The 26823-nt window shown below is 46.2% G+C and carries 21 protein-coding genes; 4 read left to right on the top strand and 17 right to left on the bottom strand.

Going from position 1 to position 26823, the window contains the following annotated elements; translation table 11 throughout:
* Window positions 1–20: 20 nt before the first annotated feature.
* Window positions 21–1118, top strand: a complete 1098-nt coding sequence (locus VL525_RS05115) for a glycosyltransferase family 4 protein (protein ID WP_325384045.1) — start codon at window positions 21–23, stop codon at window positions 1116–1118.
* Here the strand turns inward: VL525_RS05115 and VL525_RS05110 are convergent.
* The 13 genes from VL525_RS05110 to fucP all read right to left on the bottom strand — a co-directional run bounded on the left by VL525_RS05110 (window position 1097) and on the right by fucP (window position 16759).
* Complete coding sequence (locus VL525_RS05110; protein WP_325384043.1) at window positions 1097–2167, bottom strand: glycosyltransferase; 1071 nt, start codon at window positions 2165–2167, stop codon at window positions 1097–1099. The genes VL525_RS05115 and VL525_RS05110 overlap by 22 nt on opposite strands.
* Window positions 2160–3818, bottom strand: coding sequence for an ABC transporter ATP-binding protein (locus tag VL525_RS05105; protein ID WP_325384041.1), 1659 nt, complete (start codon window positions 3816–3818; stop codon window positions 2160–2162). The genes VL525_RS05110 and VL525_RS05105 overlap by 8 nt, the downstream gene beginning before the upstream one ends.
* Window positions 3819–3976: 158 nt before the next feature.
* A complete protein-coding gene (locus VL525_RS05100) occupies window positions 3977–4741 on the bottom strand; it encodes an SDR family oxidoreductase (protein ID WP_325384039.1) in 765 nt (254 codons plus the stop codon).
* A 135-nt stretch (window positions 4742–4876) separates the two neighbouring features.
* Window positions 4877–6592 carry an IlvD/Edd family dehydratase gene (locus tag VL525_RS05095; protein ID WP_325384037.1) on the bottom strand — a complete coding sequence of 572 codons (1716 nt, stop codon included), beginning with the start codon at window positions 6590–6592 and terminating at the stop codon, window positions 4877–4879.
* A 364-nt stretch (window positions 6593–6956) separates the two neighbouring features.
* On the bottom strand, window positions 6957–7739 hold the full coding sequence (locus VL525_RS05090) for an SDR family oxidoreductase (protein ID WP_325384035.1): 783 nt from the start codon (window positions 7737–7739) through the stop codon (window positions 6957–6959).
* A gap of 324 nt (window positions 7740–8063) precedes the next feature.
* Window positions 8064–8897 (bottom strand): amidohydrolase family protein, encoded by an 834-nt coding sequence (locus VL525_RS05085; protein ID WP_325384033.1) that lies wholly within the window; start codon window positions 8895–8897, stop codon window positions 8064–8066.
* Window positions 8884–9735, bottom strand: a complete 852-nt coding sequence (locus VL525_RS05080; protein WP_325384031.1) for a fumarylacetoacetate hydrolase family protein — start codon at window positions 9733–9735, stop codon at window positions 8884–8886. The genes VL525_RS05085 and VL525_RS05080 overlap by 14 nt, the downstream gene beginning before the upstream one ends.
* Before the next feature lie 126 nt (window positions 9736–9861).
* Window positions 9862–11181 carry an alpha-L-fucosidase gene (locus VL525_RS05075; RefSeq protein ID WP_325384029.1) on the bottom strand — a complete coding sequence of 440 codons (1320 nt, stop codon included), beginning with the start codon at window positions 11179–11181 and terminating at the stop codon, window positions 9862–9864.
* Window positions 11182–11184: 3 nt separating this feature from the next.
* Window positions 11185–11940: an SDR family oxidoreductase gene (locus VL525_RS05070; protein ID WP_325384027.1), complete on the bottom strand. Its 756-nt coding sequence runs from the start codon at window positions 11938–11940 to the stop codon at window positions 11185–11187.
* 83 nt (window positions 11941–12023) lie between these two features.
* On the bottom strand, window positions 12024–13673 hold the full coding sequence (locus VL525_RS05065; protein ID WP_325384025.1) for an altronate dehydratase family protein: 1650 nt from the start codon (window positions 13671–13673) through the stop codon (window positions 12024–12026).
* A gap of 127 nt (window positions 13674–13800) precedes the next feature.
* Complete coding sequence (locus VL525_RS05060; RefSeq protein ID WP_325384023.1) at window positions 13801–14142, bottom strand: L-rhamnose mutarotase; 342 nt, start codon at window positions 14140–14142, stop codon at window positions 13801–13803.
* Window positions 14143–14145: 3 nt separating this feature from the next.
* Window positions 14146–15501 (bottom strand): alpha-L-fucosidase, encoded by a 1356-nt coding sequence (locus VL525_RS05055; RefSeq protein WP_325384021.1) that lies wholly within the window; start codon window positions 15499–15501, stop codon window positions 14146–14148.
* A 10-nt stretch (window positions 15502–15511) separates the two neighbouring features.
* Window positions 15512–16759 carry an L-fucose:H+ symporter permease gene (gene fucP, locus VL525_RS05050; RefSeq protein ID WP_325384019.1) on the bottom strand — a complete coding sequence of 416 codons (1248 nt, stop codon included), beginning with the start codon at window positions 16757–16759 and terminating at the stop codon, window positions 15512–15514.
* Between the two features lie 191 nt (window positions 16760–16950).
* Here fucP and VL525_RS05045 point away from each other — a divergent pair, with 191 nt between their 5' ends.
* Window positions 16951–17820, top strand: a complete 870-nt coding sequence (locus VL525_RS05045; protein ID WP_325384017.1) for an AraC family transcriptional regulator — start codon at window positions 16951–16953, stop codon at window positions 17818–17820.
* A 499-nt stretch (window positions 17821–18319) separates the two neighbouring features.
* Here the strand turns inward: VL525_RS05045 and VL525_RS05040 are convergent, their stop codons facing one another.
* Window positions 18320–19207 carry an AraC family transcriptional regulator gene (locus VL525_RS05040; protein WP_325384015.1) on the bottom strand — a complete coding sequence of 296 codons (888 nt, stop codon included), beginning with the start codon at window positions 19205–19207 and terminating at the stop codon, window positions 18320–18322.
* A gap of 541 nt (window positions 19208–19748) precedes the next feature.
* Here VL525_RS05040 and VL525_RS05035 point away from each other — a divergent pair.
* Both VL525_RS05035 and VL525_RS05030 read left to right on the top strand, forming a co-directional pair.
* Window positions 19749–22148: a glycoside hydrolase family 127 protein gene (locus VL525_RS05035; RefSeq protein ID WP_325384013.1), complete on the top strand. Its 2400-nt coding sequence runs from the start codon at window positions 19749–19751 to the stop codon at window positions 22146–22148.
* A gap of 217 nt (window positions 22149–22365) precedes the next feature.
* On the top strand, window positions 22366–22557 hold the full coding sequence (locus VL525_RS05030) for a YtxH domain-containing protein (RefSeq protein ID WP_325384011.1): 192 nt from the start codon (window positions 22366–22368) through the stop codon (window positions 22555–22557).
* 112 nt (window positions 22558–22669) lie between these two features.
* Here VL525_RS05030 and nhaA read toward each other — a convergent pair whose 3' ends face one another.
* From nhaA to VL525_RS05015, 3 genes are all read right to left on the bottom strand, one after another.
* Window positions 22670–23905: a Na+/H+ antiporter NhaA gene (gene nhaA / locus VL525_RS05025; protein WP_325384009.1), complete on the bottom strand. Its 1236-nt coding sequence runs from the start codon at window positions 23903–23905 to the stop codon at window positions 22670–22672.
* Window positions 23906–23990: 85 nt separating this feature from the next.
* The gene (locus VL525_RS05020; protein ID WP_325384005.1) at window positions 23991–25520 is read right to left on the bottom strand and encodes an ammonium transporter; all 1530 of its coding nucleotides are present in this window, start codon (window positions 25518–25520) and stop codon (window positions 23991–23993) included.
* 733 nt (window positions 25521–26253) lie between these two features.
* The gene (locus VL525_RS05015; protein ID WP_325384003.1) at window positions 26254–26823 is read right to left on the bottom strand and encodes a YceI family protein; all 570 of its coding nucleotides are present in this window, start codon (window positions 26821–26823) and stop codon (window positions 26254–26256) included.

The raw sequence follows: 26823 nt of genomic DNA, 5'->3' as shown, positions 1-26823 counted from the left end.
CAAACGAGCTACATTCGCACATGAAATTTGTCTTTGCCAGCTACATTTCTACCAGGGGATTTACAGATCCGGGGGCATGGATAGAACGCATCGGGATTTATACCGGCATGCTGGAGGCCCTGGCTAAAAAAAACGATGTGACAAGCATCGAACAAATAGCGTACGAAGGCAAATACGAAAAGGCCGGGGTTAATTATATTTTTAAACAGTACTCCCGTGCCGGTTTGCTGTTCCCTATCAGGCTTAACAAGTTTATCCTGGCTCAAAATCCGGAAGTAGTTGTAATACAAAGCTTTCAATTCCCGCTACAGGTTATACAACTGCGACTGCTGGCAGGAAAAAAGATAAAGATCATCGTTCAGAACCATGCCGAAAGACCGATGAAAGGGCTTAAAAAATATGCGCAGCGCTTAGCGGACCGTTGCATCGACGCTTACCTGTTTGCCTCGCATGAATTAGGTGCCGAATGGGTGGTTAATGGTAATATTTCTTCGGCAACAAAAATATACGAGGTAATGGAAGTATCGTCTGTATTTTTGCCAACGAATAAGGATTTGGCAAGAAAGCGTACCGGGGCAAGCGGCGAGCCTATTTTCCTGTGGGTTGGCAGGCTGAATGCTAATAAAGACCCTATTACCGTGGTAAAAGCCTTTTTACGTTTTGCGAAAGTTAAATCTTCGGCTCGTTTATACATGCTTTATCACACCGAAGAGTTATTGGAGCAGTTGAAGGACTTGTTGGATACATCGCCGCAAAAGGACAATGTAGTTTTAGTGGGCCGACTGCCTCACTGTGAGCTGCAAGACTGGTTTAACAGTGCTGATGTGATCCTGTCCGGGTCGCATTATGAAGGCAGCGGAACTGCGGTGTGCGAAGCTATGTCGTGCGGTTGCATGCCTGTAGTTACGGATATTGCTTCTTTCAGAATGATCACCAACCGTGGCAAATGCGGTTTGTTGTATGAACCCGGAAACGAAGAAGCTTTGTTATCCGTGTTGAAGAAAACGACCGAAATAGATTTAGATGAAAAGCAAAAACTTTCCCTCGATCATTTTAAAACCACTTTGTCCTTCGGGGCTATCGCTTCTAAAATTCATCAAATAGCGGCCTCGTTATAACCAAACAAGTCCATTATAGCTTTACTGCTATCATCTGCAAGATAAGGTATTACCGGAGTATGGTCGATACCAGGATCATCCAGAAGACCCTTTACAATCTTTAGCATATCGTCCTGCATGTGAGCAAAATGCCAGTTCCTGATCTCCGCATCCATGGGTTTCACAAAACTTACCACTTGCGCGCCGGCGTATAACGCCTCAAGGCAAACTACGCCAAAGCCTTCATAGGCCGATGTATGTACAAATATTTTTGCACGCCCCATCATGTCCAGTACATCCTTATGTTCCAATTCGCCCATGAGGGTTACGTTACTTTCCAGGCCGAGGTTTCTCACCATCGTTCTTAACGATTCCATTTCCGGACCATCGCCGCAAATGATCGCCTTAATACCTGGACGTGTTTCGCGCAAAACGCCCACGATATTTACCAGCAGGAAATATTGCTTCAAAGGAATAAGCGACCCCGCGCCTAAAACATCTATATCCCGCTCAGTCGCAGGCAAATTAAACATTGCCGGGTCGATACCAACCGGTATAACGTGAGCTGGCTTAATATCGTAATTCCTGTTAAATTCAGCCGCGATGAAATCGGATAGCGCGATGAGCGATCCGGCCCGGGGTTTAATGCGATCGAAATATTTGTTCCACAACTTGGCGTCCTGCCCAAGTACCCAGCTAAAATGTTTCACTTTGTGCCACCTGGCAAAACGGGACGCTACCAGCGTACATTCGCCCATCCAGAAGCTAAGTAAGCCGACAAGGCGGTGCTTACGTTTTAATTTCCTCAATTTTAGCCAAACACGTATCCAAACAAGCAGGCGAAATACACCTCCCCTGTTTTTCCCGCCAAAGGAGAATACCGTTACGCCCCACCACCGGTAACGCGACGAAGCGAAGGGATACTGAAAGGCAAGCACGACTATGTTTAACGCGGGAAAGTTCTTTTTCAGGTTTCGGACGAAAACCTGTTGCGCAGGAATACAAGTACTATCTGCCTCATTTTCGGGGAAACCCGGGCTGAGGATCACCAGGGTATCCTGCTTAGTCATCAATAGTAATCAATTTGTTACAAAACAATAAACTCGCCTGATTGTGTGTGATAAATAAAATTATTTTTCCCTGATTAGCAAGGCTTTGCAGTTTTCCTAAAATTAAGTTCTCCGATTGTTGATCCATTTCACCGAATGGTTCATCCAAAATCAGGAAGTCGAATCCGTGATATAAGGCCCGTGCCAGCATGATGCGCTGCCTTTGCCCCCCGCTTAAGTTCTTACCATTTTCGGTGATGAGAAAATGTATCCCTTCAGGATAACAGCTCAACATACTGTCTAACCCGCAAAAGGCGATCACTTCATCCAGCTTCAATTCATCATAATTGTCAGCAAGCGTGATGTTTTTTGCGAGTGTATCGTGAATTAAAAACGGTTGTTGTTTAATATATGCAAAACGGCTCCTGTATCCTTTCCGTTCTTCCGCGCTTACGATCCTGTTGTTGACGCTGACAGTTCCCTCTTCCTGTTCAAGAAAACCAAGCAAAATGCTGAGCAGGGTGGTTTTACCCCGCCCCGACCCGGCGGAAATACCGGCAAAGTCGCCGGGCAGCAATTGGCCGCTAACGCCGGTTAATACAGGTTGGTGGTTATATTTAAATTGGATCTTTTCAAAACCGACGGAGCTAATGTTTTCCGCCGGGGGGCTGATCCGGTCTTTTTCGGTTTCGCCATGCAAAGCCAGGTCATTTAATATAAACCCGTAAGTTTTCATTTGGCCGGCACTGTTCAATATTTTCACTACACCGGGTATGATCTTATAAGCCGCTGCCATAAATATGCCCACGGTTAGCAAATCGATAGCAGCACTGCTCCCCAACCACCTGTTAATAACGATCAAAATAAACAAGCCGAAAATGGCAAATATCTCGATCAGCCGCGAAGGAAGGCCCTGCAATGTTTGTTGTAAGCGCATGTCGTTGTTCAATTGCGCCTGCCGCGTGTAATAGCGATCGGCAAAAAAATCATCCTTGTTATAAATATTGCTTTCGATATACCCGGCAAGCGCCTCTTTCAGATTTTTTAGGGTGTCGGCGCTTCTTCTTTTGATATTTTGCCGCAAACGTTTCAGGCGTTGTTTAAGTACCAGGCCAATAATAGCTACAGCGGGTATTAGAAGCAGTAACAGAAGAAAGAAAAGTACGGCGTTGTAACAAAGAATTGCCACGACACTAAAAAGTATAAGCACGCTTTGCGATATCACCTGCTGCAGGTTAGTGAGCATGTAGGTACTGAACTCGATAGGCTGGTGGCTTATCTTGTAGATATTAAGCGAGGAATCTATATTGATATAATTCAAATAATCGTCGCGAAGATACCTGTAGATGTTCCTTTTGGATAATCTTGAAGCTACAGCATAAATAAATTTGAACTGGTGGGTGGATATCCAATAAGCAAATATATTTTTTATACCGAATAGTACAAAAAATAAACTAATTAGTAGAATAGAATTTTGATCGGCTATTTGTTTTGGGAGGAATGAAAAGCGGGGCAGGCCGGCATTTTTAATATAGAAATTGATAACCAATACGCTAAAGGCAAGAAAAGCAATATCGAGTGCGCTGACGATAATATCCAAAAAGGCGAGCAGAAATAAACGAGCCCGCTCTTTTTGATCAAGTATGTTTAATACACCTGATAAAAATCGCACCGGTTATAAATAATTAGAGTAAACGCCGCAAACAGTTACAGCAAATACGAGGGGAAGGTGCGGGAGGGTTGCCTAAGACACGATTTTGGGATTTTATAGATTGTGCAGGATGGATGCCCGCGTAATCCTATCTATCTTTTCAATCCTATAATCGTGTCTTAATAGGGCGAGGGGCTTGTAGCCGCCCAGCCGCCGTCTACTATGATGGTTTGACCGGTAATATGACGTGAACGCGGGGAGACAAGGAACAGCACCGCATTGGCTACATCTTCTACCGTTCCGGGCCGGCCCATGGGGGTAATGCGCGACCAGGTTTTTTCGTAATCCTGGTCCTCCAGGGTGCGCTCCGTAGCAGTAGCGCCGGGGGCCACGGCGTTGACGGTAATATTTAATGGGGATAATTCGAGCACCAAACTTTTTGCAAGCATTTCGAGCGCGGCTTTGGTCATGCCGTAAGCGGCAAGGTTTTTATGCGCCTGGTGACCGGTTACGGATGACATTAGCAAAATACTCCCGGCGCCGCCCTGCTTTTTTATCTGGATAGCTGCTTTTTGCGCCAGGAAAAAGCTGCCGAACAGGTTAAGATCGATAACGCTTTTGAGGTTTTCGGGTTTAAAATCGAGGAATTCACCGTAGGATGTAATGCCTGCATTGGCTATTACGATAGTAACGAAGCCAAATTTCCGCACCGCTTCATCTACCATTTGCTGGATAAAATCAACATCGGAAGCATCGCCGGGAAAAGGATGGCATTTGCCGCCCATCGCGCTGATAACCGCCGCTGCGCGGGTTGCCATAGCTGCATCGATATCATTCAATAATACTGCGCCGCCCTGCATGGCTATCTGCCGGGCTATCTCAAAGCCTATGCCCTGCCCTGCGCCGGTGATGATGGCTGTTTGGTTGATGAATTGGTTTTCCATAGACTCCTAAATATTTTGTCATTTCGACGAGGAACGAGGAGAAATCTTATACGCCATGCTTGGCGTATAGGCCTGGCGTATAAGTTCTCTCTCCGCTATTCAGCGGATCGAGATGACATTGTTATTTATTTTCTTTTAATGCGAATCCTTATGTATCTCGCTGCCGCTGCCGCCTTTTAAAAAGTCGAGATCGGCACCGAGGTGTGCCTGCTCCACGTGCTGCTGGTAAAGATAAACATATCCGCGGGTAGCCCAATCGGTTGGTGCTGTTAGTTGCTTTTTGCGTTCGGCTATCTCGGTATCGGAAAGATCAACATTGAGGGTTCCTTTAAAAACATCCAGTGAGATCATGTCACCGTCCTTTAATATGGCTATCGTCCCGCCGGCTGATGCTTCGGGCGATACGTGCAGCACAACGGTACCAAAGCCGGTGCCGCTCATGCGACCATCGGACAGGCGGACCATATCGTGCACACCTTTTTCCAACAGCTTTTTAGGGATGTTCATGTTACCTACTTCCGGCATACCAGGATACCCTTTCGGGCCGACATGTTTAAGCACCATTACGCAAGTTTCATCGATATCCAGGTCGGGATCATCCAATCGTGATTTATAGTCATCTATATTTTCAAACACCACTGCCCTGCCGGTATGCTTCATCAAGCCCGGTGTAGCTGCCGATGGTTTGATAACCGCACCATGTTCGCAAATATTACCTTTTAGCACACTGATACCCGCCAATTGATTGACTGGGCGCTCTACAGAGGCTATCACATCGCGATTGTAGCATTCGGCAGTTTTATAGTTATCAGACATCGGTTTGCCGTTGACGGTTATCGTGTCGCGATAGAGGAATTTATCCAGTTCCTTCATCACGGCAGGGATACCACCTGCATAGTACAGGTCTTCCATAAAGTATTTGCCCGAGGGCTGCAGGTTTGCCAGCAATGGGATGCCAAGGGCGCTGGTATTAAAATCATCGATAGAAAGTTCCACGCCTATACGGCCCGCAATAGCCAGCAGGTGAATAATAAAATTGGTGGACCCACCGATAGCAGCGTTGGTAATGATGGCATTATCGAATGCCTGGCGGGTAAGTACATCAGATAATTTCAAATCTTCCTTCACCATATCCACGATCCGCATGCCCGACATATGCGCCAGTACTTTCCGGCGCGAGTCGGCGGCTGGGATGGCGGCGTTATCAGGAAGGGTTAGCCCCAAAGCTTCGGCCATGACGGCCATGGTAGAAGCCGTGCCCATTACGGCGCAATGTCCTCTGGAACGTGACATGCAGGCTTCGGCAATGTTCATTTCGTCTTCACTCATGCGCCCGGAGCGTTCTGCTTCCGAAAAGCGCCAAACGTCCGAGGTAGCAATATCGCGACCGTGATATTTGCCCGTCAGCATAGCGCCGCCGGATACCACGATGGTCGGGATATCCACGCTGCAGGCGCCCATGATAAGTGCCGGAGTAGTTTTATCACAGCCGCAAAGCAATACCACCCCGTCTAATGGGTTAGCGCGAATGGATTCCTCCACATCCATGCTCACCAGGTTGCGGTACAGCATGGCCGTAGGTTTGATCAGCGTTTCGCCTAAGGACATCACCGGGAACTCGACCGGGAAACCACCAGCTTCATATATGCCGTGTTTAACGGATTCGGCAAGCTCGCGGAAATGGGCGTTGCAGGGCGTCAGTTCCGACCAGGTATTGCAGATACCGATGACAGGTTTGCCCTTAAATTCATGCGCGGGTATGCCCTGGTTCTTCATCCATGAGCGATAGATAAAACCATCCTTGCCTGTGCGGCCAAACCATTCGGCGCTGCGGAGTTTTTTTTCTTTCATTATTCTTGCCATTTGTTATTTCGACGAGGGATGAGGAGAACTTTCTCTTAAGCGGTCCGTGTTAGGACTGTGCGAGCGAAAAAATCCTTTTGAACGTGCAACGCGTCGTGCATGGCGTTTAAGTTCTCTCACTACGTTTCGAGATGACATAGTTTATATTTTAGCGTTCGACCTGCCACAAGCCTTCTACCCTCTCTGTCTCCTTCTTCGACATCTCTCCCTAAATATAGGGAGACAAATTGTTATTCATAAAACTCCTCCCCTGGAATCAGGGGAGGCTGGGTGGGGTAAATCGCTGTTCATACCCTCTCTGTCTCCTTCGCTGACATCTCTCCCTAAATATAGAAGAGAAATTATGTTTTTTCTAACTTATCGCCCTATCCAAATGCGTGTACCCGCCATCCACATGGATCAATTGGCCGGTAGTGTGGCTTGACTTTTCCGATAACAGGAAAGCCGCCATATTGGCAATTTCTTCGGCGGTGGTCATGCGTTGTTCCAGCGGTATTTTGGAAATGATGGACTCTAACTTTTCATCCGGGTTGGGCAATGTTTTTATCCAGTTCTCATACAATGGTGTCCAGCATTCGGCTACGATGATGGCGTTCACCCTGATGCCGTAAGGCAAAAGCTCAACCGCCCACTCGCGGGTTAAGGCGTTCCGTCCGCCATTGGCAGCTGCGTAAGCCGATGTGTTTCCCTGTCCGGTTTCCGCAGTTTTGGAACCGATATTGACGATAGCGCCCTTGCTTTTCTTTAATTCGGGCAGGGCGTGGTGTGCGAGCAGATAATAATGCACCAGGTTTTTATGGATGGACGCTATGAACCGTTCATAGTCGCCTTTTTCCAGCCCAACGCCGTCATTTACACCGGCATTGTTCACCAGGCCATCTATCCGGCCGTATTTTTCTATCACTGCGTCGATGGCTTGTTTACACTCGTCCGGGACAGTCAGTTCGGCTATAAATTGTGACGCCTGGCCGCCGTCGGCTTCAACCTCGCGAACAACCTTTAAATTATCGTCCTCGTTACGACCAATTATAACCGGGATAGCGCCTTCTGTTGCCAGTACTTTGACAATACCTTCGCCGATGCCTTTGGCGCCGCCGCTAACGATGATCACCTTATCTTTTAATTGCAGATCCATGGTATTTTGTTTATTAGGTTCCGTACCTACGGCACGGGTTATCTATTCAATTTTTTTCTACCAACGTTTGACCCCGACGGGGTCTTATGTAAGGCGTTTATTTAGCTCGGCTATTGACTCACCCGGTCATTGCTTCGCTCGACCACCCTCTCTCCGCTTCGCGCAAAGAGGGTTATTTTTTATTTTTTCTCAAAGGCTCCCTCTTTCCGAAGGAGAAAGGGGCAGGGGGTGAGTCGACTAGCCGTTCGTCTATTTGACTCACCCGGTCGTTGCTTCGCTAGACTACCCTCTCTCCGCTTCGCGCAAAGAGGGTTATTTTATTTTCTACAAATTATAAAACTTAACCGCGTTTCCGCCGAAGAACAGATCCTGTTCATGTTGCGAAAAACGGGATAAATATATCTGTAATATTTCCAAGGCTCTGTTATAACCGCCAGCCAGCATACACACCGGCCAGTCGGAGCCGTACATTAGCCGCTGCGTGCCGAATGCATTGAAAATCGCATCAAAATAAGGTGTAAAATCTTCGGTTTTCCAGGCGTACCAGTCAGCTTCGGTCAGCATACCGGAGACTTTGCAATATACGTTCGGATGCGCAGCCAATTCCTCCATATCACGCTTCCACACGTCTATCATTTGCGCTTTAATATACGGCTTTGCCAGGTGATCGACCACAAATTTCTGGCTTGGAAATCCGGCCACCAATTGTGAGGCGTACTTAATATGGTTCGGATAGATAAGAATATCGTAGGTGAAACCATATTTCTGTAGTAACCCTATTCCGCGTTTAAAGCTATCCTTCAGCATAAACTGTTCGTCTGGTTCGGCCTGCAGAACATGCCGGAAACCTTTCATCTTCGGGTGGTTGTCCCGATAATATTTAAGCCTGTCTTCAACGTTCAAAGCCTGCAGGTCGACCCATCCTACTACACCTTTTATCCAGTCATTATCCTCCGCCAATTGCAGCATAAACCGATTGTCCGATTCGGCCTGGCAGGTTTGTACCAGTACGGCGCCGTCCATCTCATTCCGGTCGAGTATCGGCTTCAGATCGGCAGGTAAAAAATCACGCCGGATGACCGACATATCTTCGGTTATCCAGCTATCCCGTACCGGGTCGAACTGCCAGAAATGCTGGTGGGCGTCAATCCTTTGCATAAGCCACCAGTTTTTGTGCAGATATGCCCAAACCGTCGGCGCCTAATTCCACCACGTCGCCGGGTTTCAGGTATAAATTCGGTTTCATGCCTAAACCAACGCCTGCCGGGGTGCCGGTTGATATGATATCTCCTGGCAGCAGCGTCATGAATTTACTGGTGTAAGCTATCAAAAATGGAATATTGAAAATAAAATTCGATGTATTGCCATCCTGCATTACCTTGCCATTCAGCTTGAGCCAAAGGCGCATATTATGCGGATCAGCTATCTCATCGGCAGTCGCCATAAAAGGACCTATTGGCGCGAACGTGTCACACCCCTTTCCCTTGTCCCATGTGCCGCTACGCTCCAGTTGGAATTCGCGTTCGGAAACGTCGTTATGCAATACATAGCCTGCTACGTAGTCCATCGCTTCGGCTTCGTCTACATAACTTGCCTTTTTGCCAATAACAACTGCCAATTCTACTTCCCAATCGGTTTTTACTGAATCTTTGGGGATCATAATATTATCATTCGGACCAACAATAGCCGTGGTCGATTTCATAAAGATCACCGGTTCAGCCGGAGGCGTCGCGTTAGTTTCGCGGGCATGGTCGATATAATTCAGGCCGATACAAACGATTTTTGACGGGCGGCCCAAAGGGCAACCGAGGCGCACATCGTCGCTTACCTGCATCAGGTTGCTGGTTTTCACAAATTCCGACAGGCGGTTAAAGCCATCATTTTCAAAAAAGCGTTCGTCATAGTCTTCGCCAAAGGCGGAAGTATCGTAACGTTTGTCGTTGTGGATAATGCCTGTTTTCTCTTTGCCGGCTTCGCCGTATCGGATCAGTTTCATAGGGTAAAAATATGATGTCATTTCGACGAGGCAGGAGGAGAAATCTTATACAACTGGCATGGTGTATTATGCAGGTCGTATAAGATTTCTCTCTTCGTTCGAAATGACATGGAGGTTATTGGGTTTTTAATTAGTTGTTATCTTAATAATCGTATCGTACGGGTCCGTTGCCAGGCCTTTGGTGTATACAAAAACACCTTCGGGCTGCTGTTTAAATTTAAGCGGATCACCGTTACTTAGCGCTGTAATTTTAGTGATTTTTTTGGTAAGCGACGGGATAAGAATGTAGCCATCTGAAGGTGTATTTAATACGTGTGCATAAATGGTGTTCCCTTTTGAAGTTACCACGCCCCATTGCTGCGGCGCTATCAGATTACCGCGGGTTTCGTAAATGCTTTCACCATTCTTCTTCATCCAATCGCCTACTTTGGCCAGGGTGTCTACAAATTCCTTTTGAATTTTTCCGTTCGGCATTGGCCCGACGTTCAGCAGGAAATTAGCGTTCATGCCTGCGTCGGTCACCAGGTAATGGATAATCTGTTTAACCGATTTATAGCTACGGTCGGCAATGTTAAAACCCCAGCTGTTGTTAATGGTCTCGCAGGTTTCCAGTGGCAGTGCGCCAACTTTCGATTCGCCACTAAAGCCGGTACTATTACCGCCAGGCAGATCCTTTTCAAACATCTGGAAGTCCTCGCCTGTCAGCGGCGCTAAATGGTGGTTATTGCCGATGAGAATAGAAGAATTGAGCTTGTGTATCAACGGATATATCTCATCAAAATGCCAGTTAACCGAGCGGCGCTCCCATTCGCCGTCAAACCAGATGCCTTTTACTGCCGGATAATTGGTGATCAATTCGGTAAGTTGCGTTTTCATAAAGTTGATGTAGCTATCCCAATCTCCATCCACGGGTTTGCCATTGACGATAGGGCTGCCGAAAGCGTAATCAGGTCGGCCCCAATCCAATAAAGAATAATAGAAATGCAGCTCAATGCCTTCCTTTTTGCATTCTTCGGCCAGTTCCATCAGCGGATCCTTATGGTATGGCGTGGCATCCACAATATTATAAGGACTGGCTTTGGTTTTGAACATGCTGAAACCATCATGATGGCGGGAAGTGATGGTGATGTATTTCATCCCGGCAGCCTTTGCTATCGCAACCCATTCTTTTGCATTAAAATCTTCCGGGCGGAAAAAGCTGGCAAGGCGCTTATAATTATCGTAAGGTATCTTACGTTCGTGCATTACCCATTCCCCCGCACCCAGTTCGCTGTAAATACCCCAGTGGATAAACATACCAAACTTCATATCCTGGAATTGCTTGCGCGATTCGAGATTTTCCTGCGTTGGTGTGTAAGATTTTAACATCCCGAGGGCCTCGTTCTGCGCTTTGGCAGCGATGGTCGCCACCAGCCCTAAACCGATCAGTAAAAGTTTTCTTTTCATAGGTCAATTGTTAAGTCGTGTAAATCCGCCGTCGATCACATAATCGCAGCCAGTGACGAAAGCAGCTTCATCCGAACACAAGTAGAGCGCAAGCGACGCGATCTCGTCCGGTGTGCCCATGCGGCCTATCGGCTGACTTTTCGATAGCTTTTCAAATATCTCCTGCTCTTGTCCCGGATAATTTTTGGCTATAAAGCCATCCACAAATGGCGTATGCACACGCGCCGGGGAAATGCTATTGCAGCGAATATTGTCGTGCAGGTAATCCCGAGCCACGGATAGCGTCATCGTATAAATGGCGCCTTTGCTGGCCGAATAGGCAAACCTGTCTGTAATACCCACGGTTGCCGCAATGGAGGCAGTATTCAATATCACGCCGCCGCCTTTTGCCTTCATCAAAGGGATAGCGGCGAACAGGCAATTGTACACGCCTTTTACGTTAACGTTTATCACCCGGTCAAAGTCGGCCTCGCTAGTGGTATCAGCTTTGCCGATGTGGGCGATACCGGCGTTATTGATCAAAATATCGATCTGCCCAATGGTACTAAAAGTATCGATCACCTGCGCCTGATCAGTGACGTTGCAAATATGGTAGGATGCCGAAGCACCGATCTCTTTTACGGTATCCGTAGCCGCTTTTTCATCTAGTTCGACGATATGCACATTAGCGCCCTGCTTTGCGAAAAGCAAAGCCATGGCTTTGCCGATGCCGCTGCCGCCGCCCGTGATTACGGCTGTTTTATTTTGTAGACTAAACATAAGCCCCCTCTAAATCTCCCCCGGTAGGGGAGACTTTGTTTTACATTTATAAGCCCTCCCTACCGGAGAGGGTTGGGTGGGGCCTATAAAGATACTCCCCTCTTCCACGGTATAAAATCATCCTGTTCCAGCAGTACTGCCTTAGGCTGCACTTCGCCGCTGGCTACCTGTATCACATATTCTAAAATACGTTCGCCAGCCTGCGGAATAGTTTCTGTCCCTTCGATGATGGTGCCGCAGTTGATATCGATGATATCGGGCATGCGGTTGTAAATTACCGAATTGGTAGATAGCTTGATCACGGGGGCAACCGGGTTACCCGTTGGTGTACCGAGGCCGGTGGTGAACAATACAATATTCGCCCCGGACCCTACTTCGGCCGTGGTGCTTTCCACATCGCTGCCGGGGGTACACAGTAAATTAAGGCCGGGTTTGTTCGCCTTTTCCGGGTAATCCAGCACAGCGGTCACCGGTGATGTTCCACCCTTTTTTGCCGCGCCGGCAGATTTGATGGCGTCGGTTATCAAGCCGTCTTTAATATTGCCGAATGATGGATTGGCATAAAACCCGGAGCCGCCTTCCTCTGCCCTTTTGTTGTAGGTTATCATCAGGTCCATAAAGCGTTTGGCGGTATCTTCGTCTACGCAACGGTCGCTTAATTCCTGCTCAACGCCGCATAACTCCGGGAATTCGGATAGAATAACGGAGCCACCCATCGATACTAAAATGTCAGACACATAACCCAGGGCCGGGTTAGCAGATATCCCGGAAAATCCATCAGAACCGCCACATTCCAGGCCGATGCATAGTTTTGACAGCGGTGCGGGCCGGCGTTCGTTTTGATTGGCTTCCATCAAACCTGTGAAGGTTTGCTTAAGAGCGTGCTGCAAAAGGTTACGCTCGGTGCCCATTTTTTGTTGTTCCAGTATCACCATAGGCTTGCTGAAATTTGGGTCGCGTTTGGCTATTTCTGTTTGCAAAATATGGCCCTGCGCATGCTGGCATCCCAGGCTTAAAACGGTTGCTCCAGCCACGTTGGGATGGGTAATATAGCCCGCTAATAAACCGCATAAAGCCTGCGAATCCTGTTGGGTACCGCCGCAACCCAAATCATGGGTCAGGAATTTGATACCGTCGATATTTTTGAACAGTCGTTTGTTAGCTGTTTTTTCGGCAGAGGCCTGCATATCAGCCTGTAATATTTCCTGTGTCGATCTGCCTGCCTGGTAAAGGCTCATCAACTGGTCAACCTCGCTTTCGTAAGTTTTTGCTTTTTTGTAGCCAAGCTTATCCACCAATGCTTCTTTCATCACCTGTATGTTGCGGTTCTCGCAAAACACCAGGGGGATTACCAGCCAGTAATTAGCCGTACCAACCGAACCATCAGCACGGTGGTAACCCATAAAGGTGCGCCCCTCAAATTTTGAAGTATCGGGTTTGTGCCAGTCCAGTTTGCGTTTACCTAAATGGAATTCGCTGGAAGCGTGGTGTATATTTTCGGTGGAAACCAGTCCGCCTTTTGGAATACCTGTTGTCGCTTTGCCGACCAGTACGCCATACATATAAATGCTGTCGTCAGGGTGCAGATCGGTTAGCGAAAATTTATGCTTGGCGGCAACAGGGTCGATCAGCGGGAAACTTTGCCCCTCAAAATCTACCAGGGTACCAGCCTCCAGGTCGCGCAGGGCAACGAGGACGTTATCATCTTTATGTATTTTTAAATAGCTATGCATTTTGCCTCACCCTAAATCCCTCTCCAAAGAAGAGGGACCTTCTACTTTTTTTGTTTGAATCCTTTTAGTTTTCCCCCTCTCCTTTGGAGAGGGTGTGAACTTTTACTATTCTCTAATTAACTAGTCACTAATCTCCCGTACTTAACTTAAAAACCCTGTCCATCAATACCCATTTTTCGCCCGGCTTGGTATTGGGTAATGGCTGTTGGAACTTCCACATCAGTTTTTCCCACTCCTGTACTTTTGGGTTGGATGCGTCCATGGCAGCCTTTCTTTCGAAAGAAAAACTATCGTCGGTCTCCATGATCATGAACATTCGGTTGGCGAACCGGTATATCTCCATATCGGTAATTCCCGAATCGCTGATGCTTGCTTTTATCTCGGGCCATACATCCTCGTGGTAGGCCTCGTATTCAGCTATCAATAACGGGTCGTCCTGCAGGTCGAGTGCCAGGCAATATCTTTTCATATTTTATTGCAATACTAATTCAACAACAGGGATATCGTACCGTGGTTTGTTTTTTGGCAGCGCCAATGTCAGGTCATTATCACCCGAAGCCTCGTATTTCAACTCCGAATAATCATTCAAAAACTGCGCGTATTTTACTTTGCCTTTATACCCGGGCAACTCGAGTTTGCCGTTTGCCGGGTACTCATATAAATGAACATATAATCGTTTTGTCTTCGGATTATAAGTCAGTTTGGTATTATCCGGCACCTTGAAAGACTCAGGGGCGTAAGTGCAATCGTAGATCGCTTTGTTGTTGGCATGCATCCAGTACGCCATGCTATCAAGCGCGTTGGTGGCGCGGTAGTCAAACTCGCCGCGGGCGGTTGGGCCCACATTCAATATCAGGTTGCCGCCATTGCTGACCGACGTGATCAGCAGATCGAGCAGTTGGCGATGAGTTTTCCAGGTGTTCTCATCGCGGTAATAGCCCCACGAGCCGGAGAAGGTTTGGCAGGTTTCCCAGGTTTTACCTTTATATTTTTCAAGTTCTTTGGTGCTTACCTGTTCAGGGGTTACAAAATCGGCGCCATCGCTATAATCTTCAAGACCTAAACGGTTATTTACGATAATGCCGGGTTGTAACTGGCGCACCATCTTCAACAGGTTTACGGCGTCCCAATCCTTATCGCGCTTGCCGTGTTTGGCCCCCTTGTCCCACGACCAGTCCAGCCATAAGATGTCGATCTTTCCATAATTGGTCATCAGCTCCCGCACCTGGTTCTTCAGGTACTGGCGGTATTTGTTCATATCACGGCCCTTGTTCAACTTATCGTAATTGGCTTGGGTGGTATCCAGTTGGGTTAAGGGGTGGGCATCGTCCATAGTATAATCAGGATGGTGCCAGTCGAGCAGTGAGTAGTAGAAGCCAACTTTCAAACCTTCGGCGCGGAAAGCCTGTACGTATTCTTTCACCAGGTCGCGTTTGGCTTTGGTATTGGTGGCTTTATAGTCGGTGTATTTTGAATCGAACAGGCAGAAACCCTCGTGGTGCTTGGTAGTCAGCACGGCGTACTTCATCCCGGCCGCTTTGGCTTCGCGGGCCCATTTATGCGGATCGAAATGATCGGGATTATACATATCAAAATACTTTTGATATTGTTCGTTGGTCATGTGCTCGTTATGCTTCACCCATTCATGCCGGGCGGCCAACGAATACAAGCCCCAGTGGATAAACATGCCGAAGCGGGCGTCGGTCCACCATTCCATACGCTTCTTTTTTTGTTCGGGCGTTTCGCTGCCTATCCTTTTCTTTTGAGCGGTTACTGATGAGGTGATAACCGATGCAAGTAATACAATGAGTGTGAGCTTTTTTAACATAGGTTGATGATTAGTGGCCTGCGACCTGTTCTATATTTTTGACCCTGATATTGGTCAATGCGAAATAAAGTATATAAGCAAAACAAATGATGGGCACCAGGTAGGCTACACGGATGCTGGTAGCATCCGAAACGCGGCCCAGCACAAGCGGTATTACCGCACCACCTACAATGCCCATAATGAGCAGGGACGACCCTTTCTTGGTTTTTTCGCCGAGGCCCCGGATACTTAACGAGAATACCGTTGGGAACATGATGGACATAAAGAAAGGAACACCCATGATAGCGTAAACCGCCATGCGCCCATGCAGGGTAAACGCCAGTGCTAACAGTAAACAGTTGATTATACAATAGGTGATCAATATTTTAACAGGCGATATAAAGCGCATGGCCACGCTGCCGATAAATCGACCTGCCATAAAACCGCCCATGGCAAGGCTTAGCATGGCTGCGGCATCCTTATCGGTAATAGCGGCTGAATAATTTGAAAATCTTATGAAAAAGCTGGTTATAGCCGCCTGTGCACCTACATAAAAGAAAATACCGCCAACACCCAGCATCAGGTTTCTTTCTTTAAAAACCGAACCCCATGTTACGCGAACATCATCATTAGCGTTATGCTCTTTTATGTCCGGCAGATCGGTACGCCATATAAGTGCGGCAATTGACAGGACAAGCAGGCCTATCACAATATAAGGTATTTTCACAGCATCCGACTCGTGCTGTAATTGCTGTGGCGTTAATGCTGCAATTTGTACTTTGGTTAATGCTTTATCTGAAAGAATAAACAAGCCGCCGATTAGCGGCGCTATCGTAGCCGCCACGCCGTTAAATGACTGGGCGAGATTGATGCGAAATGTGGCTCCTGCGGGGTCGCCCAAATTATTGATATAAGGGTTGGCTGCCGTCTCCAGTGTGCCGCAGCCGCTCGCCATAATAAACAAGGCAAAAAGGAAGAATGCATAGGTGCGGCTGCCTGCTGCGGGATAGAAAAGAAACGCGCCAATAGCGAAAACCAGCAAACCAAATACGATACCTTTTTTATATCCATACTTGTGTATCAGCAAGCCCGCGGGTATGGCCACAACAAAATAGGCTAAATAAAACGCCGAATCAACAAAGGCCGACTGGAAATCAGTAAGCTGGCAGGCAATCTTAAGATGCGGAACCAGGATCGAATTGAGGTTAAGCGCAATTCCCCATAAAAAGAACAGCGACGTAACAAGCGCAACGGCGTAAATACCGGTTTTTTTGGTCATAATAGGTTTTAAATAAGTTCGCCCTTTTCGCCGCGCTTTAACTTCCCGTCACAAGGTTGATCTGTGAATAATTGGTTAATACAAAGAAATAAATATAGCGGGTTTAAACTTTTATTTTATTATCAAAATATTAAGCTATTTTGGCATAAAATAAGCTAAAAAATCTTTTTTAATGTATTTGGTTTATAATTATGAGGCCTCAGCTACTAAAAGTTCCGCATCAGCCTTTAACCTCGTTCAGCGTGAGGCAGGACAAGGTACCGTATATTAACAACAAATGGCATTATCATATCGAGGCCGAGCTGATCTATTTTAAAAAAGGGAGCGGCACACAATTTATTGGCGACCATATCGAGAATTTTAAAGAGGGCGATGTAGTGCTTGTGGGTTCGAACCTGCCGCATTACTGGCGTTTTGACGATGCATATTTTGAAGCGGGCAGCGACGCCCACGCCGACATACTGGTGGCACATTTCCGGGAAGATTTTTGGGGTTCGCATTTTTTGGGCTTGCCGGAGAATAAGGGCATCAGGGTGATGCTTGAGAAAGCAAAACGGGGGTTATGTATAACTGGTGAAACGGGGGGATTAGTAGCCAGGCTTCTGGGGCAAATGTTACAGGCCGAAGGAACACGCCGGATAATGCTGCTTGCTGAAGCGTTAACCATAATTGCAGAGGGAAACTTTGAGATGCTGGCCTCGTTAGGTTTTAATAATGATTTTAAGGAGGCAGAGAATGAACGCATCAACGCCATTTATGATTTTACACTGGCCAATTTTAAACGGCCGATAACAACGGAAGAGATAGCGGCGGTGGCTAATATTAGCCCGCATTCGTTTTGCCGGTATTTTAAATCAAGGACGGGGAAAACGTATTCACAGTTTATTAACGAGATTAAGGTGGGACATGCCTGCCGGCATTTAATAGAGGATAAGATAAGTGTGAAGCAGATATGTTTTGAAAGCGGCTTTCAAAATTTTGCGAGTTTTCATAAATATTTTAAAATGACGACGGGAAAAAGCCCGTTGCAGTATCAGAAGCAGTTTTTGGCTGCGGGGTGATGGGTTCTTATAACAAACTATATCACATTGATCGCAGCGAAATGTATTATACGCCGTTTCGGTAATGAATGTGCTTTTCGCTAAATACAAACATCACCCCGCTCAATTGGCGCGGAGCCTGTTACTTTTGGCTTGATCCAAAAGTAACCAAAAGATCAAGTCAGCGCTAATGGCTTCTTTGCCGCACGGGCCTTAAGCACACAATAAAACTGAACCTAAGGTTGGAAATTGCTGCCCATGGCTACCCTGTCAGTTCATCAACCGGCAGGGCAACATTTTCAAAACCTTTACAGCCGCACCGCCCTTATGTTCTGTTTTATTTTTGGCCGAAGCACAGAGCGCTGACCGATATACAAAAATATTTCTTATTTTAAATGGCGAAACTCCTCGAGCATCCGAAAACAACCAACTTCGAAATTCCGTAAATTCTGATTGAAACAATAACGTCCTTATATTCACCCTACCAACTAATCACAAATCTCTAATCACCGATCACAACCTAAAGCATACTTACCTTATTGGCATACCTATCAAGGTATTCGCGGGGCGAACTGCCCATGACGCTTTTGAATACGCGGTTGAAGTTGGTGATGCTGGAGAAACCGCATTTGTAGGCCACCACGGAGATGCTTTCGTATTTGTTGCCCGTGAGTTTTTTGCAGGCTTCGTTAATGCGCATTTCGTTGAGGAAGGATACGAAGGTATGACGGGTGTGTTTTTTAAAATAACGGCAAAATGCCTGGGGGGTCATGCAGGCTTCGCGGGCAACATCATCCAGCGTGATGGCACGGGCGTAGTGCTGCAGGATATAATTATAAATATTGCTGATACGTATGCCTTCCGCTTCGTTAATACTTTGAGACAGGCCAAAATCCGACAGGTGTCCTGGCTTTACCGGCATAGAGCTGAGGATACGCATCATCTGCAAAAACTGGATCAGCTGGTCGGACCCTTTTGAGCTTTTGATATCGAGCATTGCCCTGGATATCTTGGCAACATATTCCGGCGGCAGTTTAAACCCTAATTTATGCTGAAGGATGAAATCTTTAAAAGCCTTCATTTCGGGCAATTCAAACATTGGGGCCATTGCGCCGTTGGGGTCGAAAAATACCGTAAGCGCTTTGATGGAGAGTTTACTTTCAGTTTGAAAATATTCGGGGTTGCTTTTAAAAAGATGGGGCTGATCGGCACCGATAAAGTAGACCTCGCCAGCTTTAAAAGCATGCATATTATTGCCCGCTATCAGTGTGCCTTCGCCCTGCTGTATCCAGGTTACCTGCGCCTCCTTATGGCGATGCAGATGCGGGTAAAAATGCGGCATATCCTCTTCCTGTACGATGACGCTTTTGTCGTGGGCAACGGGAATAGTGAACTGCAATACCTTCATCAGGAAAAAATATTAAGCAAATATTAACAAACTAAAGATTACAATACGAATTTAAGGTTAATATATTGCATCCACGGGCAGTCTTTGTGTCCATTTGACACTGGCTATTGCCTAATAATCAATTATTTAACCTTTGTTATTGATGATCAGGGCAGTTACAACCGCTATTTAAAGAGTTTTAAAACGATGCACTACATTTGTCAAATAACCGTTACATTTACATTAGTATTCTACCGATACTAAAAACAGTCTGATACGGGGGGCATGATCTTACGGTGTGCCGGGGAGGTGATTCCCCTCAACTATATCTAAAAACGGAAGGCGCTTCGACCACTTAGGTCGGGCGCCTTTTTATTTGCCTCAACCTAAATCCCTCTCCAATGGAGAGGGACTTTCAATTTTGCCTGAATCACAGATAAGAACTAACTACCTTTTTATGGCGCACTATTACCAGGCGAAAATATGGTAAGCATTGGTAAAAATTAACGAAAGGCAATCATCCGAATTAATCTATTTTTACATTCAGATACAATATACCCGGATGAAGAATTATACAAAATTAACGTTATTGCTATTTACCGTTGTTGCATGCGGTTCCAACCTTTTGGCACAACAAAGGGATTACCCGATACAGCCAATACCTTTTACAAGTGTACATGTAAACGATAATTTCTGGGAGCCGAAAATGGAGGTGAATGCCTCGGTAACTATTCCGTATGTGCTGGCGCAGTGCAGAGCTCATGGCCGGGTGGACAATTTTTTACGGGCGGCAAAATTGCAAAGCGGCGATAGGCTGAGCGACTTTCCATTTGACGACACCGATATATATAAAGTAATAGAAGGCGCGTCGTACGCTATGCAGGTAAAAAAGAACCCTGCGTTGGAACGTTCTATCGATACACTGATCAGTATCATTGGGGCAGCGCAGGAAAAAGACGGATACCTGTATACTTTCCGTACCGTAAACGCAAAAAAACCGCATGAATGGATAGGCAGTAAACGCTGGGAAAATGTAGAAGTATTAAGCCATGAATTATACGATGCAGGCCATTTGTACGAAGCGGCCGTGGCGCATTACCAGGCTACCGGCAAACGCACACTGCTAAACATCGCCTTAAAAAATGCCGACCTGCTGGTGGCAACCTTTGGCTATGGCAAGGAGGAAAAATATCCGGGGCACCAGATAGTGGAAATAGGATTAGCGAAACTTTACCGGGTGACCGGAGACAAAAAATACCTGGACCTGGCAAAATTTTTCCTGGATATACGCGGGCCAAAAGGAGATGCTTACAACCAGGCTGATAAAAAAGTGGTTGACCAGCACGAAGCCGAAGGGCATGCCGTACGGGCCGGCTATATGTATACCGGTATGGCCGACGTGGCCGCCCTTACCGGGAATGAACAATACCTGCATGCCATTGACGATATATGGAATGACGTGGTTTCAAGCAAACTATATATAACCGGCGGCATCGGCGCTACCAATGCAGGCGAAGCGTTCGGCGAGCCTTACCAGCTGCCTAACATGTCGGCTTATGCCGAAACGTGTGCAGCCATTGCCAACGTGTACTGGAACAGCCGTATGTTTTTGCTGCACGGCGACTCGAAATATATCGATGTGCTGGAACGTACATTGTACAACGGCCTGCTTTCGGGGGTTTCGCTTAGCGGCGACCGTTTCTTTTACCCTAATCCGCTGGCTTCCATGAACCAGCATCAACGCAGCGCCTGGTTTAGCTGTGCCTGCTGCATAAGCAACATCACGCGGTTTTTGCCTTCGGTACCGGGTTATGTGTATGCGAAGGATAAGAATAACCTGTACCTGAACCTTTATATGAGCAATGCAAGCAATATTACGCTTGCAGGCGGCAGGCTAAGCCTGATAGAAACAACGGATTACCCATGGAACGGAAATATAGATATTATTGTAAACCCGGAAAGGAAATTTGATTTCATATTACGTCTGCGGATCCCCGGTTGGGCGCAGAATAAGCCGATAACCGGCAATCTTTACACGTTTGAGGATAAGCAAGCCCAACCGGTTGTGATACGCATTAATGGTAAGGCTATAAAATATACAACCGAAAAAGGGTACGCTGTTTTGGAACGCAATTGGAAAAAAGGCGATAGAGTAACGATGAACCTGCCCATGCCCACCCAAAAGGTAATGGCCAATGCACAGGTAAAAGACGACCGTAACCGCTTCGCCTTTGAGCGCGGGCCTATAGTTTATTGCCTTGAGGGCCCCGATAATAAAGATAGCCTGGTGCAAAACATCACCATCGATAAATCGGCGATAGTAAGTACAACTTTCAAACCTGGTATGCTGAAGGGTGTGGAAGTTATTACCGCCCAAGGGAAAAGTACCCGGCGGCAGCTGAACACCGATGTACTGCTTGAAACCGATCAAAAAGTGACGGCGATCCCCTACTATGCCTGGGCCAATCGCGGGCCAAGCGAAATGACCGTTTGGATACCTTATGAAGCATCGGCAGCAAGGCCGCAGCCTGCGCCAACCATTGCCAGCACAAGCAAAGTGACTGCATCGGTAAAAAACATGCGGATGTGGAAAGCGCTGAATGATCAGTACGATCCGGAAGATTCAAAAGACGCCAGCGCACCTTACCTGCATTGGTGGCCAAAGCAAAATACCACCGAGTTTGTGCAGTACGACTTTGACCAGGAGCACACAGTTTCCGAATCAAAAGTGTACTGGTTTGATGACGGCCCGTGGGGAGGATGCCGCATACCAGCTTCGTACAAAATTTATTACAAAAAGGGCGAAGAATGGATACCCGTAAAAAACACCATTCCTTATGAAATAGCAAAAGACAAGTATAACGTACTCACCTTTGAGCCGGTAACCACCACAGCGCTGAAGCTTGAAGTACAGCTTCCGGCGGATAACTCGGCGGGGATACATGAATGGGCGGTGAAGTAGGATGGTCAATGGTGAATAGTCAATGGTCAGTAGTCAAGGTCAGTAGTCAAGGTCAGTAGTCAATGGTCAGTAGTCAATGGTCATTAGTCATTAGTCATTGCCTCACCCCGGCCTTCTCCAAAGGAGAGGGGGGATTTTGATCGTTCTATAAATATTTTTTTCGTTTGTTATTTAAAGGCATCATTTTTGTAATTTTATACCTCATTAAAGTATCGTTATGCGCATTTTGAAATTTATGGCCATAGGCGCCGCTGTCGGTTATGGCATTTATTACCTTACTAAGGAAAAAGAAAACGGCAAATCAATACTGGAAGAGCTCATTGAAGATGGTCCGGATTACCTGGACCGCGCCAAGAAATACGTGGAATTTACGGTAGACCAGATAGCCGAACGTTTACATACTCATTGAACCGGGAGTATTGCAGTGATATAATATAAGCGCAAATTGCCTGTAAAACAAAAACCTCTCCAGTGGAGAGGTTTTTTTGACTGTTATTTTCTTTGGCAGATAATTATTCCGATCAGGCTTCGCTCAGGTTAAGGGCAAATTCACCGTCTGCGTCAGCCGGCTGCTTAACCACTTTTGCCGCTTCATGTTCATGCTGAACTTTAGGGCTTGTCAGGTAGAAATAGATCATACTGAATACCAGCGACACCAATACGCTCGAGAGGATGGCCACTTTTGCAATGTCGCGGAAAGCTTCCGTTTTGAAGGCAAGCATCGTGGTAAATATCGACATCGTAAAACCGATACCAGCCAAAGCTCCCATACCGAAGACCTGTTTCCAATTTACATTGCGCGGCAGGCTGGCTATTTTCAATGCAACAAGTACCCGGCTGAAAAGGAATATACCAATAGGCTTTCCTAATACCAATCCGACCATAATGCCTAAGCTAAGTGTCGAGCCGAATGAACCCATGATGTTTGAAGGTAAAAGAATTGCCGTATTGGCAAAAGCGAATAAAGGCAAGATCAGGAAGTTAACATACCGGTGAATGTATTTTTCGAATTCAGGCAGGATACCAACAGGCGTTGCAAATGCAATAAGCACACCCGCTATGCTGGCTTCGACACCGGAATTGAACAGGGCAAACCACAGGCCGAAACAAAGCACTATTTGCACGACGCCGAATTTCAATTTAAAATAAGTACAACCGATCAACCCAAGGTAAAGAGCCACGCTTATGCCGAGGAAAACCATATTAATATGGCCACCGTAAAATAAAGCGATAACTACTATGGCACCCAGGTCGTCGATGATCGCTAAGGCCATCAACAATATTTTAAGGCCAACCGGAACACGTTTTCCCAAAATTGAAGCTATGCCTACTGAAAATGCGATATCAGTTGCAGTAGGTATACCCCAGCCTTTGCTGTAATGGGTATGCAGGTTAAAGTAAGCAAAAATAAGTGCCGGTACTATCATACCGCCCAATGCGGCGCCGAACGGCAGAACCGCTTTTTTGAAAGAGGATAATTCGCCGGTCACCAATTCCCGTTTTATTTCCATACCGGCCATCAGGAAGAAAAAGGCCATCAGGTAATTATTGATCCAGCTTAAAAGGGTATCGGGTAAATGAAAATGAGCGGTAAACCATTCCATATCCCAAAGGTTTTTGTAGGCAGCGCCGAAACCGGAAAAATTGGCCAGAAATATGGAAAGCACTGTACAGACAATCAGCATAACACCTGTAAACCGGCTGTCATTAATTAAAATACGCAGCGGATCTATTGCTCTTTTAAGTATCCTTTCCATAGTGTCCTCTCTTTCTTTATAATCAGTATTAAATCAAAAAAGATTACCCGCCATTTTAGCGGCAGGTAATCTTGAATATTTTATGTTAGTCAACGTATCCATGTACACCCATTTCAGGCATATCCAGGCCGGCAATTTCGTCGGCCGCAGGCACCCTGATAGGCGTGATCTTGTTCGATAATTTGAAGAAGATGTACATTACCACGAATACGAATATGAAGCAGGTTAAAGTGCCTATACACTGCGCACCAAGCTGGCTTGCATCACCGTAGAATAATCCGGTCACGTTGCCTTTTACACCGTTCCAGCCATCGCCGTATGAACCGTCGGCAAACAGGCCCAGTGATAATACACCCCATGCGCCGTTTACACCGTGAACTGCGAAAGCGCCAACCGGATCGTCAATTTTCAATTTGTAATCCATTATATAGATGGTTAATACAACCAGGCCGCCTGCAATGGCGCCGATAATAACCGAGCCTAAAGAGTTAACAAAAGCGCAAGGAGCCGTTATTGCAACCAAACCAGCCAGTAAGCCGTTTGCCAACATACCCGGATCAGGTTTTTTACCCTGCATGTATAAAATGATCAGAACAGACAATGTGCCGGCGGTACCAGCCATCATGGTGTTAACTGCAACGATGCTTATACGAAAATCGGCGCCGGCCAATGTTGAACCCGGGTTGAAACCGAACCATCCGAAAGCAAGGATGAATGTACCAAGTAATGCCATTGGGATGTTATGACCCGGAATAGTATTAGGAGTGCCATCAGCATTGAATTTGCCAATACGCGGACCGATCACTATTGCACCTGCAAGCGCAGCAATGCCGCCCACCATGTGTACAACCGACGAACCTGCAAAATCGACATGACCGTGACCTAAACCGAAGTTAGCGCCAAGCTGAGAAAGCCATCCGCCCCCCCAAACCCAGTTACCAAACAATGGGTAAACGAACATCGATATAAAGAACCCGAATATCAGGAATGATTTGAACGACCATCTTTCTGCCATTGAACCGGTTGGGATAGTGGCAGTGGTGTCCATGAAAACCATTTGGAACAGGAACAGGGTAAATACGCCCACGTCATAAACCTTACTGTTAAGGAAATAACCTACTGTACCGATAATGCCGAAATCGTGGCCGAACATGTGTACAACATACTCATGCGGGATAACACCCGGCGCACCCCCAAGCGTGGCTGCGTTAAGTCCGCCGCCAAACATGAAAGCAAAACCGCATATCCAGAAACCGAACATACCTACCGCATATACCATAAAGTTCATGCCCATAGTGTGTGCGACATTCTTCTTTTGGGTAAAACCGGTTTCAACAAGAGCGAAACCAGCCTGCATAAACATTACAAGGAAGCCTGCCAGCAATGTCCACATGATGTTGGTAGCAATTCTGTTGTGGCCTACAGCATCCCCTAATTCAGCCGGGGTGGGTGCACCAGCCTTAGCAGCCGGCACATCTGTAACAGTACCTGTTTTTGCACCGGTGGGGTCTTGTGCATGAACAGCATGTGGGGCGAATACCACTAAAAGTAAAATCAATATCGCACCCATTAGCAGGAACGACGGGACCTTTTTTTGTAAGTTTTTAAATTTCATAATCATGATTAATAGTTAAAGTTGATTGATATGTGTTTGTTTTGAAGTTTGCAATGTAAAAACTTAATAAAAAATGTCAATTTTTGAAAATAATTCAAGAAATACACCTTTCGAATGCCAAGATAGAAAAATTTATTACATTTTTTCAAAAATTTCATGAAAAAAATTAATGATTTTTTAATTTTTTATTAATTTTATAAAAACAAAGCCAATTTTGCCGTTGTTTTTTCAATTTTTTCATAAAAAATAAATTCATAGAGTCTAAAATTCATTTTTTATAATAAACATCGTCAAATTCATGATTTTTTTAAATAATTCATACCGCATGCGGCAGTTTTATCCCAAAAAACAGCAATAACAAAGACAAATTGATCTATTTGACCCTGTTTTTAATCTAAAAAAACAAAAAAGCTGTAACAAAATTTCAAAATGCAGCTGTATCGAAGAAAATCCAATCCTAAAAAACCGGGATCTCACAATATCGGGAAATGTAACAGCTGAAAGCTTTACCACGCTTTATGAAACAAGCACAAGACCCGGGCAGGAATGAGCAAAAAAAAACGTTCCGGGATCTCACTCCGGAACGCGATCAACTAAATCAAGCAATCTCATGCTTAATTCTTCCATCTTTCTCAGGGACGGGAAGGTCTTGCCCTCTATAAATCTCGCCGGTAGGGGAGACTTTTTTTGACCTTAAATTAGAGCCCTCTCCACGGGATAGGGTTGTAGGGGTTTACTGCTGATGAAATTCGCCAAGGGCCCTGATCTCAACTTCATCACTTACCATTGCCGATGGCATGTGACCCACGCCAAAGTCGTTGCGGTTAATGGTACCGGTAACTTTAATTCCCGCTACGGGTTTCTGGCTGCGCATATCTTTTGTAAAACCGTTTACCACCATATCAAGCGCAACTGATTTGGTTACACCGTGCATGGTCAGGTCGCCGGTGATCTTGTAATGTTTATCATCAACTTTGCTTACACTTTTACTGATAAAATGCATCTGGGGGAATTTGGCCGCATCAAAGAAGTGGTCGCTTTTCAGATCATTATCGCGAAAATCATTATCTGTGTTTACGGAAGCAACATCGGCGGTCATCTCAAAAACAGCGTCTGTAAAATCTGCCTTAGGGGTGGTTATGCTTGCATCAAATTTCTTAAAGTTGCCATCAACATCCGATACCGAAAGATGCGTTACGGTAAAGCCAACTTTAGAGTGTGCCTTGTCGGCATCCCATTTACCTTGTGCGAATGCGGCAGCGCCAAAGGCAAGCGCCAGGGTTAGTAAACTGATCTTCTTCAT

Source organism: Mucilaginibacter sp., from assembly GCF_035492695.1.
Classification (GTDB): Bacteria; Bacteroidota; Bacteroidia; order Sphingobacteriales; family Sphingobacteriaceae; genus Mucilaginibacter.
The sequence above is the reverse complement of the archived record's forward strand: the minus strand, read 5'-3'. Positions and strand labels throughout refer to the sequence as shown.

Coding starts and splice junctions, on each gene's coding strand:
- VL525_RS05115 (WP_325384045.1), top strand. CDS start 21: ATGAAATTTGTCTTTGCCAGCTACATTTCTACCAGGGGATTTACAGAT.
- VL525_RS05110 (WP_325384043.1), bottom strand. CDS start 2,167: ATGACTAAGCAGGATACCCTGGTGATCCTCAGCCCGGGTTTCCCCGAA.
- VL525_RS05100 (WP_325384039.1), bottom strand. CDS start 4,741: ATGGAAAACCAATTCATCAACCAAACAGCCATCATCACCGGCGCAGGG.
- VL525_RS05095 (WP_325384037.1), bottom strand. CDS start 6,592: ATGAAAGAAAAAAAACTCCGCAGCGCCGAATGGTTTGGCCGCACAGGC.
- VL525_RS05090 (WP_325384035.1), bottom strand. CDS start 7,739: ATGGATCTGCAATTAAAAGATAAGGTGATCATCGTTAGCGGCGGCGCC.
- VL525_RS05085 (WP_325384033.1), bottom strand. CDS start 8,897: ATGCAAAGGATTGACGCCCACCAGCATTTCTGGCAGTTCGACCCGGTA.
- VL525_RS05080 (WP_325384031.1), bottom strand. CDS start 9,735: ATGAAACTGATCCGATACGGCGAAGCCGGCAAAGAGAAAACAGGCATT.
- VL525_RS05075 (WP_325384029.1), bottom strand. CDS start 11,181: ATGAAAAGAAAACTTTTACTGATCGGTTTAGGGCTGGTGGCGACCATC.
- VL525_RS05070 (WP_325384027.1), bottom strand. CDS start 11,940: ATGTTTAGTCTACAAAATAAAACAGCCGTAATCACGGGCGGCGGCAGC.
- VL525_RS05065 (WP_325384025.1), bottom strand. CDS start 13,673: ATGCATAGCTATTTAAAAATACATAAAGATGATAACGTCCTCGTTGCC.
- VL525_RS05060 (WP_325384023.1), bottom strand. CDS start 14,142: ATGAAAAGATATTGCCTGGCACTCGACCTGCAGGACGACCCGTTATTG.
- VL525_RS05055 (WP_325384021.1), bottom strand. CDS start 15,501: ATGTTAAAAAAGCTCACACTCATTGTATTACTTGCATCGGTTATCACC.
- fucP (WP_325384019.1), bottom strand. CDS start 16,759: ATGACCAAAAAAACCGGTATTTACGCCGTTGCGCTTGTTACGTCGCTG.
- VL525_RS05045 (WP_325384017.1), top strand. CDS start 16,951: ATGAGGCCTCAGCTACTAAAAGTTCCGCATCAGCCTTTAACCTCGTTC.
- VL525_RS05040 (WP_325384015.1), bottom strand. CDS start 19,207: ATGAAGGTATTGCAGTTCACTATTCCCGTTGCCCACGACAAAAGCGTC.
- VL525_RS05035 (WP_325384013.1), top strand. CDS start 19,749: ATGAAGAATTATACAAAATTAACGTTATTGCTATTTACCGTTGTTGCA.
- VL525_RS05030 (WP_325384011.1), top strand. CDS start 22,366: ATGCGCATTTTGAAATTTATGGCCATAGGCGCCGCTGTCGGTTATGGC.
- nhaA (WP_325384009.1), bottom strand. CDS start 23,905: ATGGAAAGGATACTTAAAAGAGCAATAGATCCGCTGCGTATTTTAATT.
- VL525_RS05020 (WP_325384005.1), bottom strand. CDS start 25,520: ATGAAATTTAAAAACTTACAAAAAAAGGTCCCGTCGTTCCTGCTAATG.
- VL525_RS05015 (WP_325384003.1), bottom strand. CDS start 26,823: ATGAAGAAGATCAGTTTACTAACCCTGGCGCTTGCCTTTGGCGCTGCC.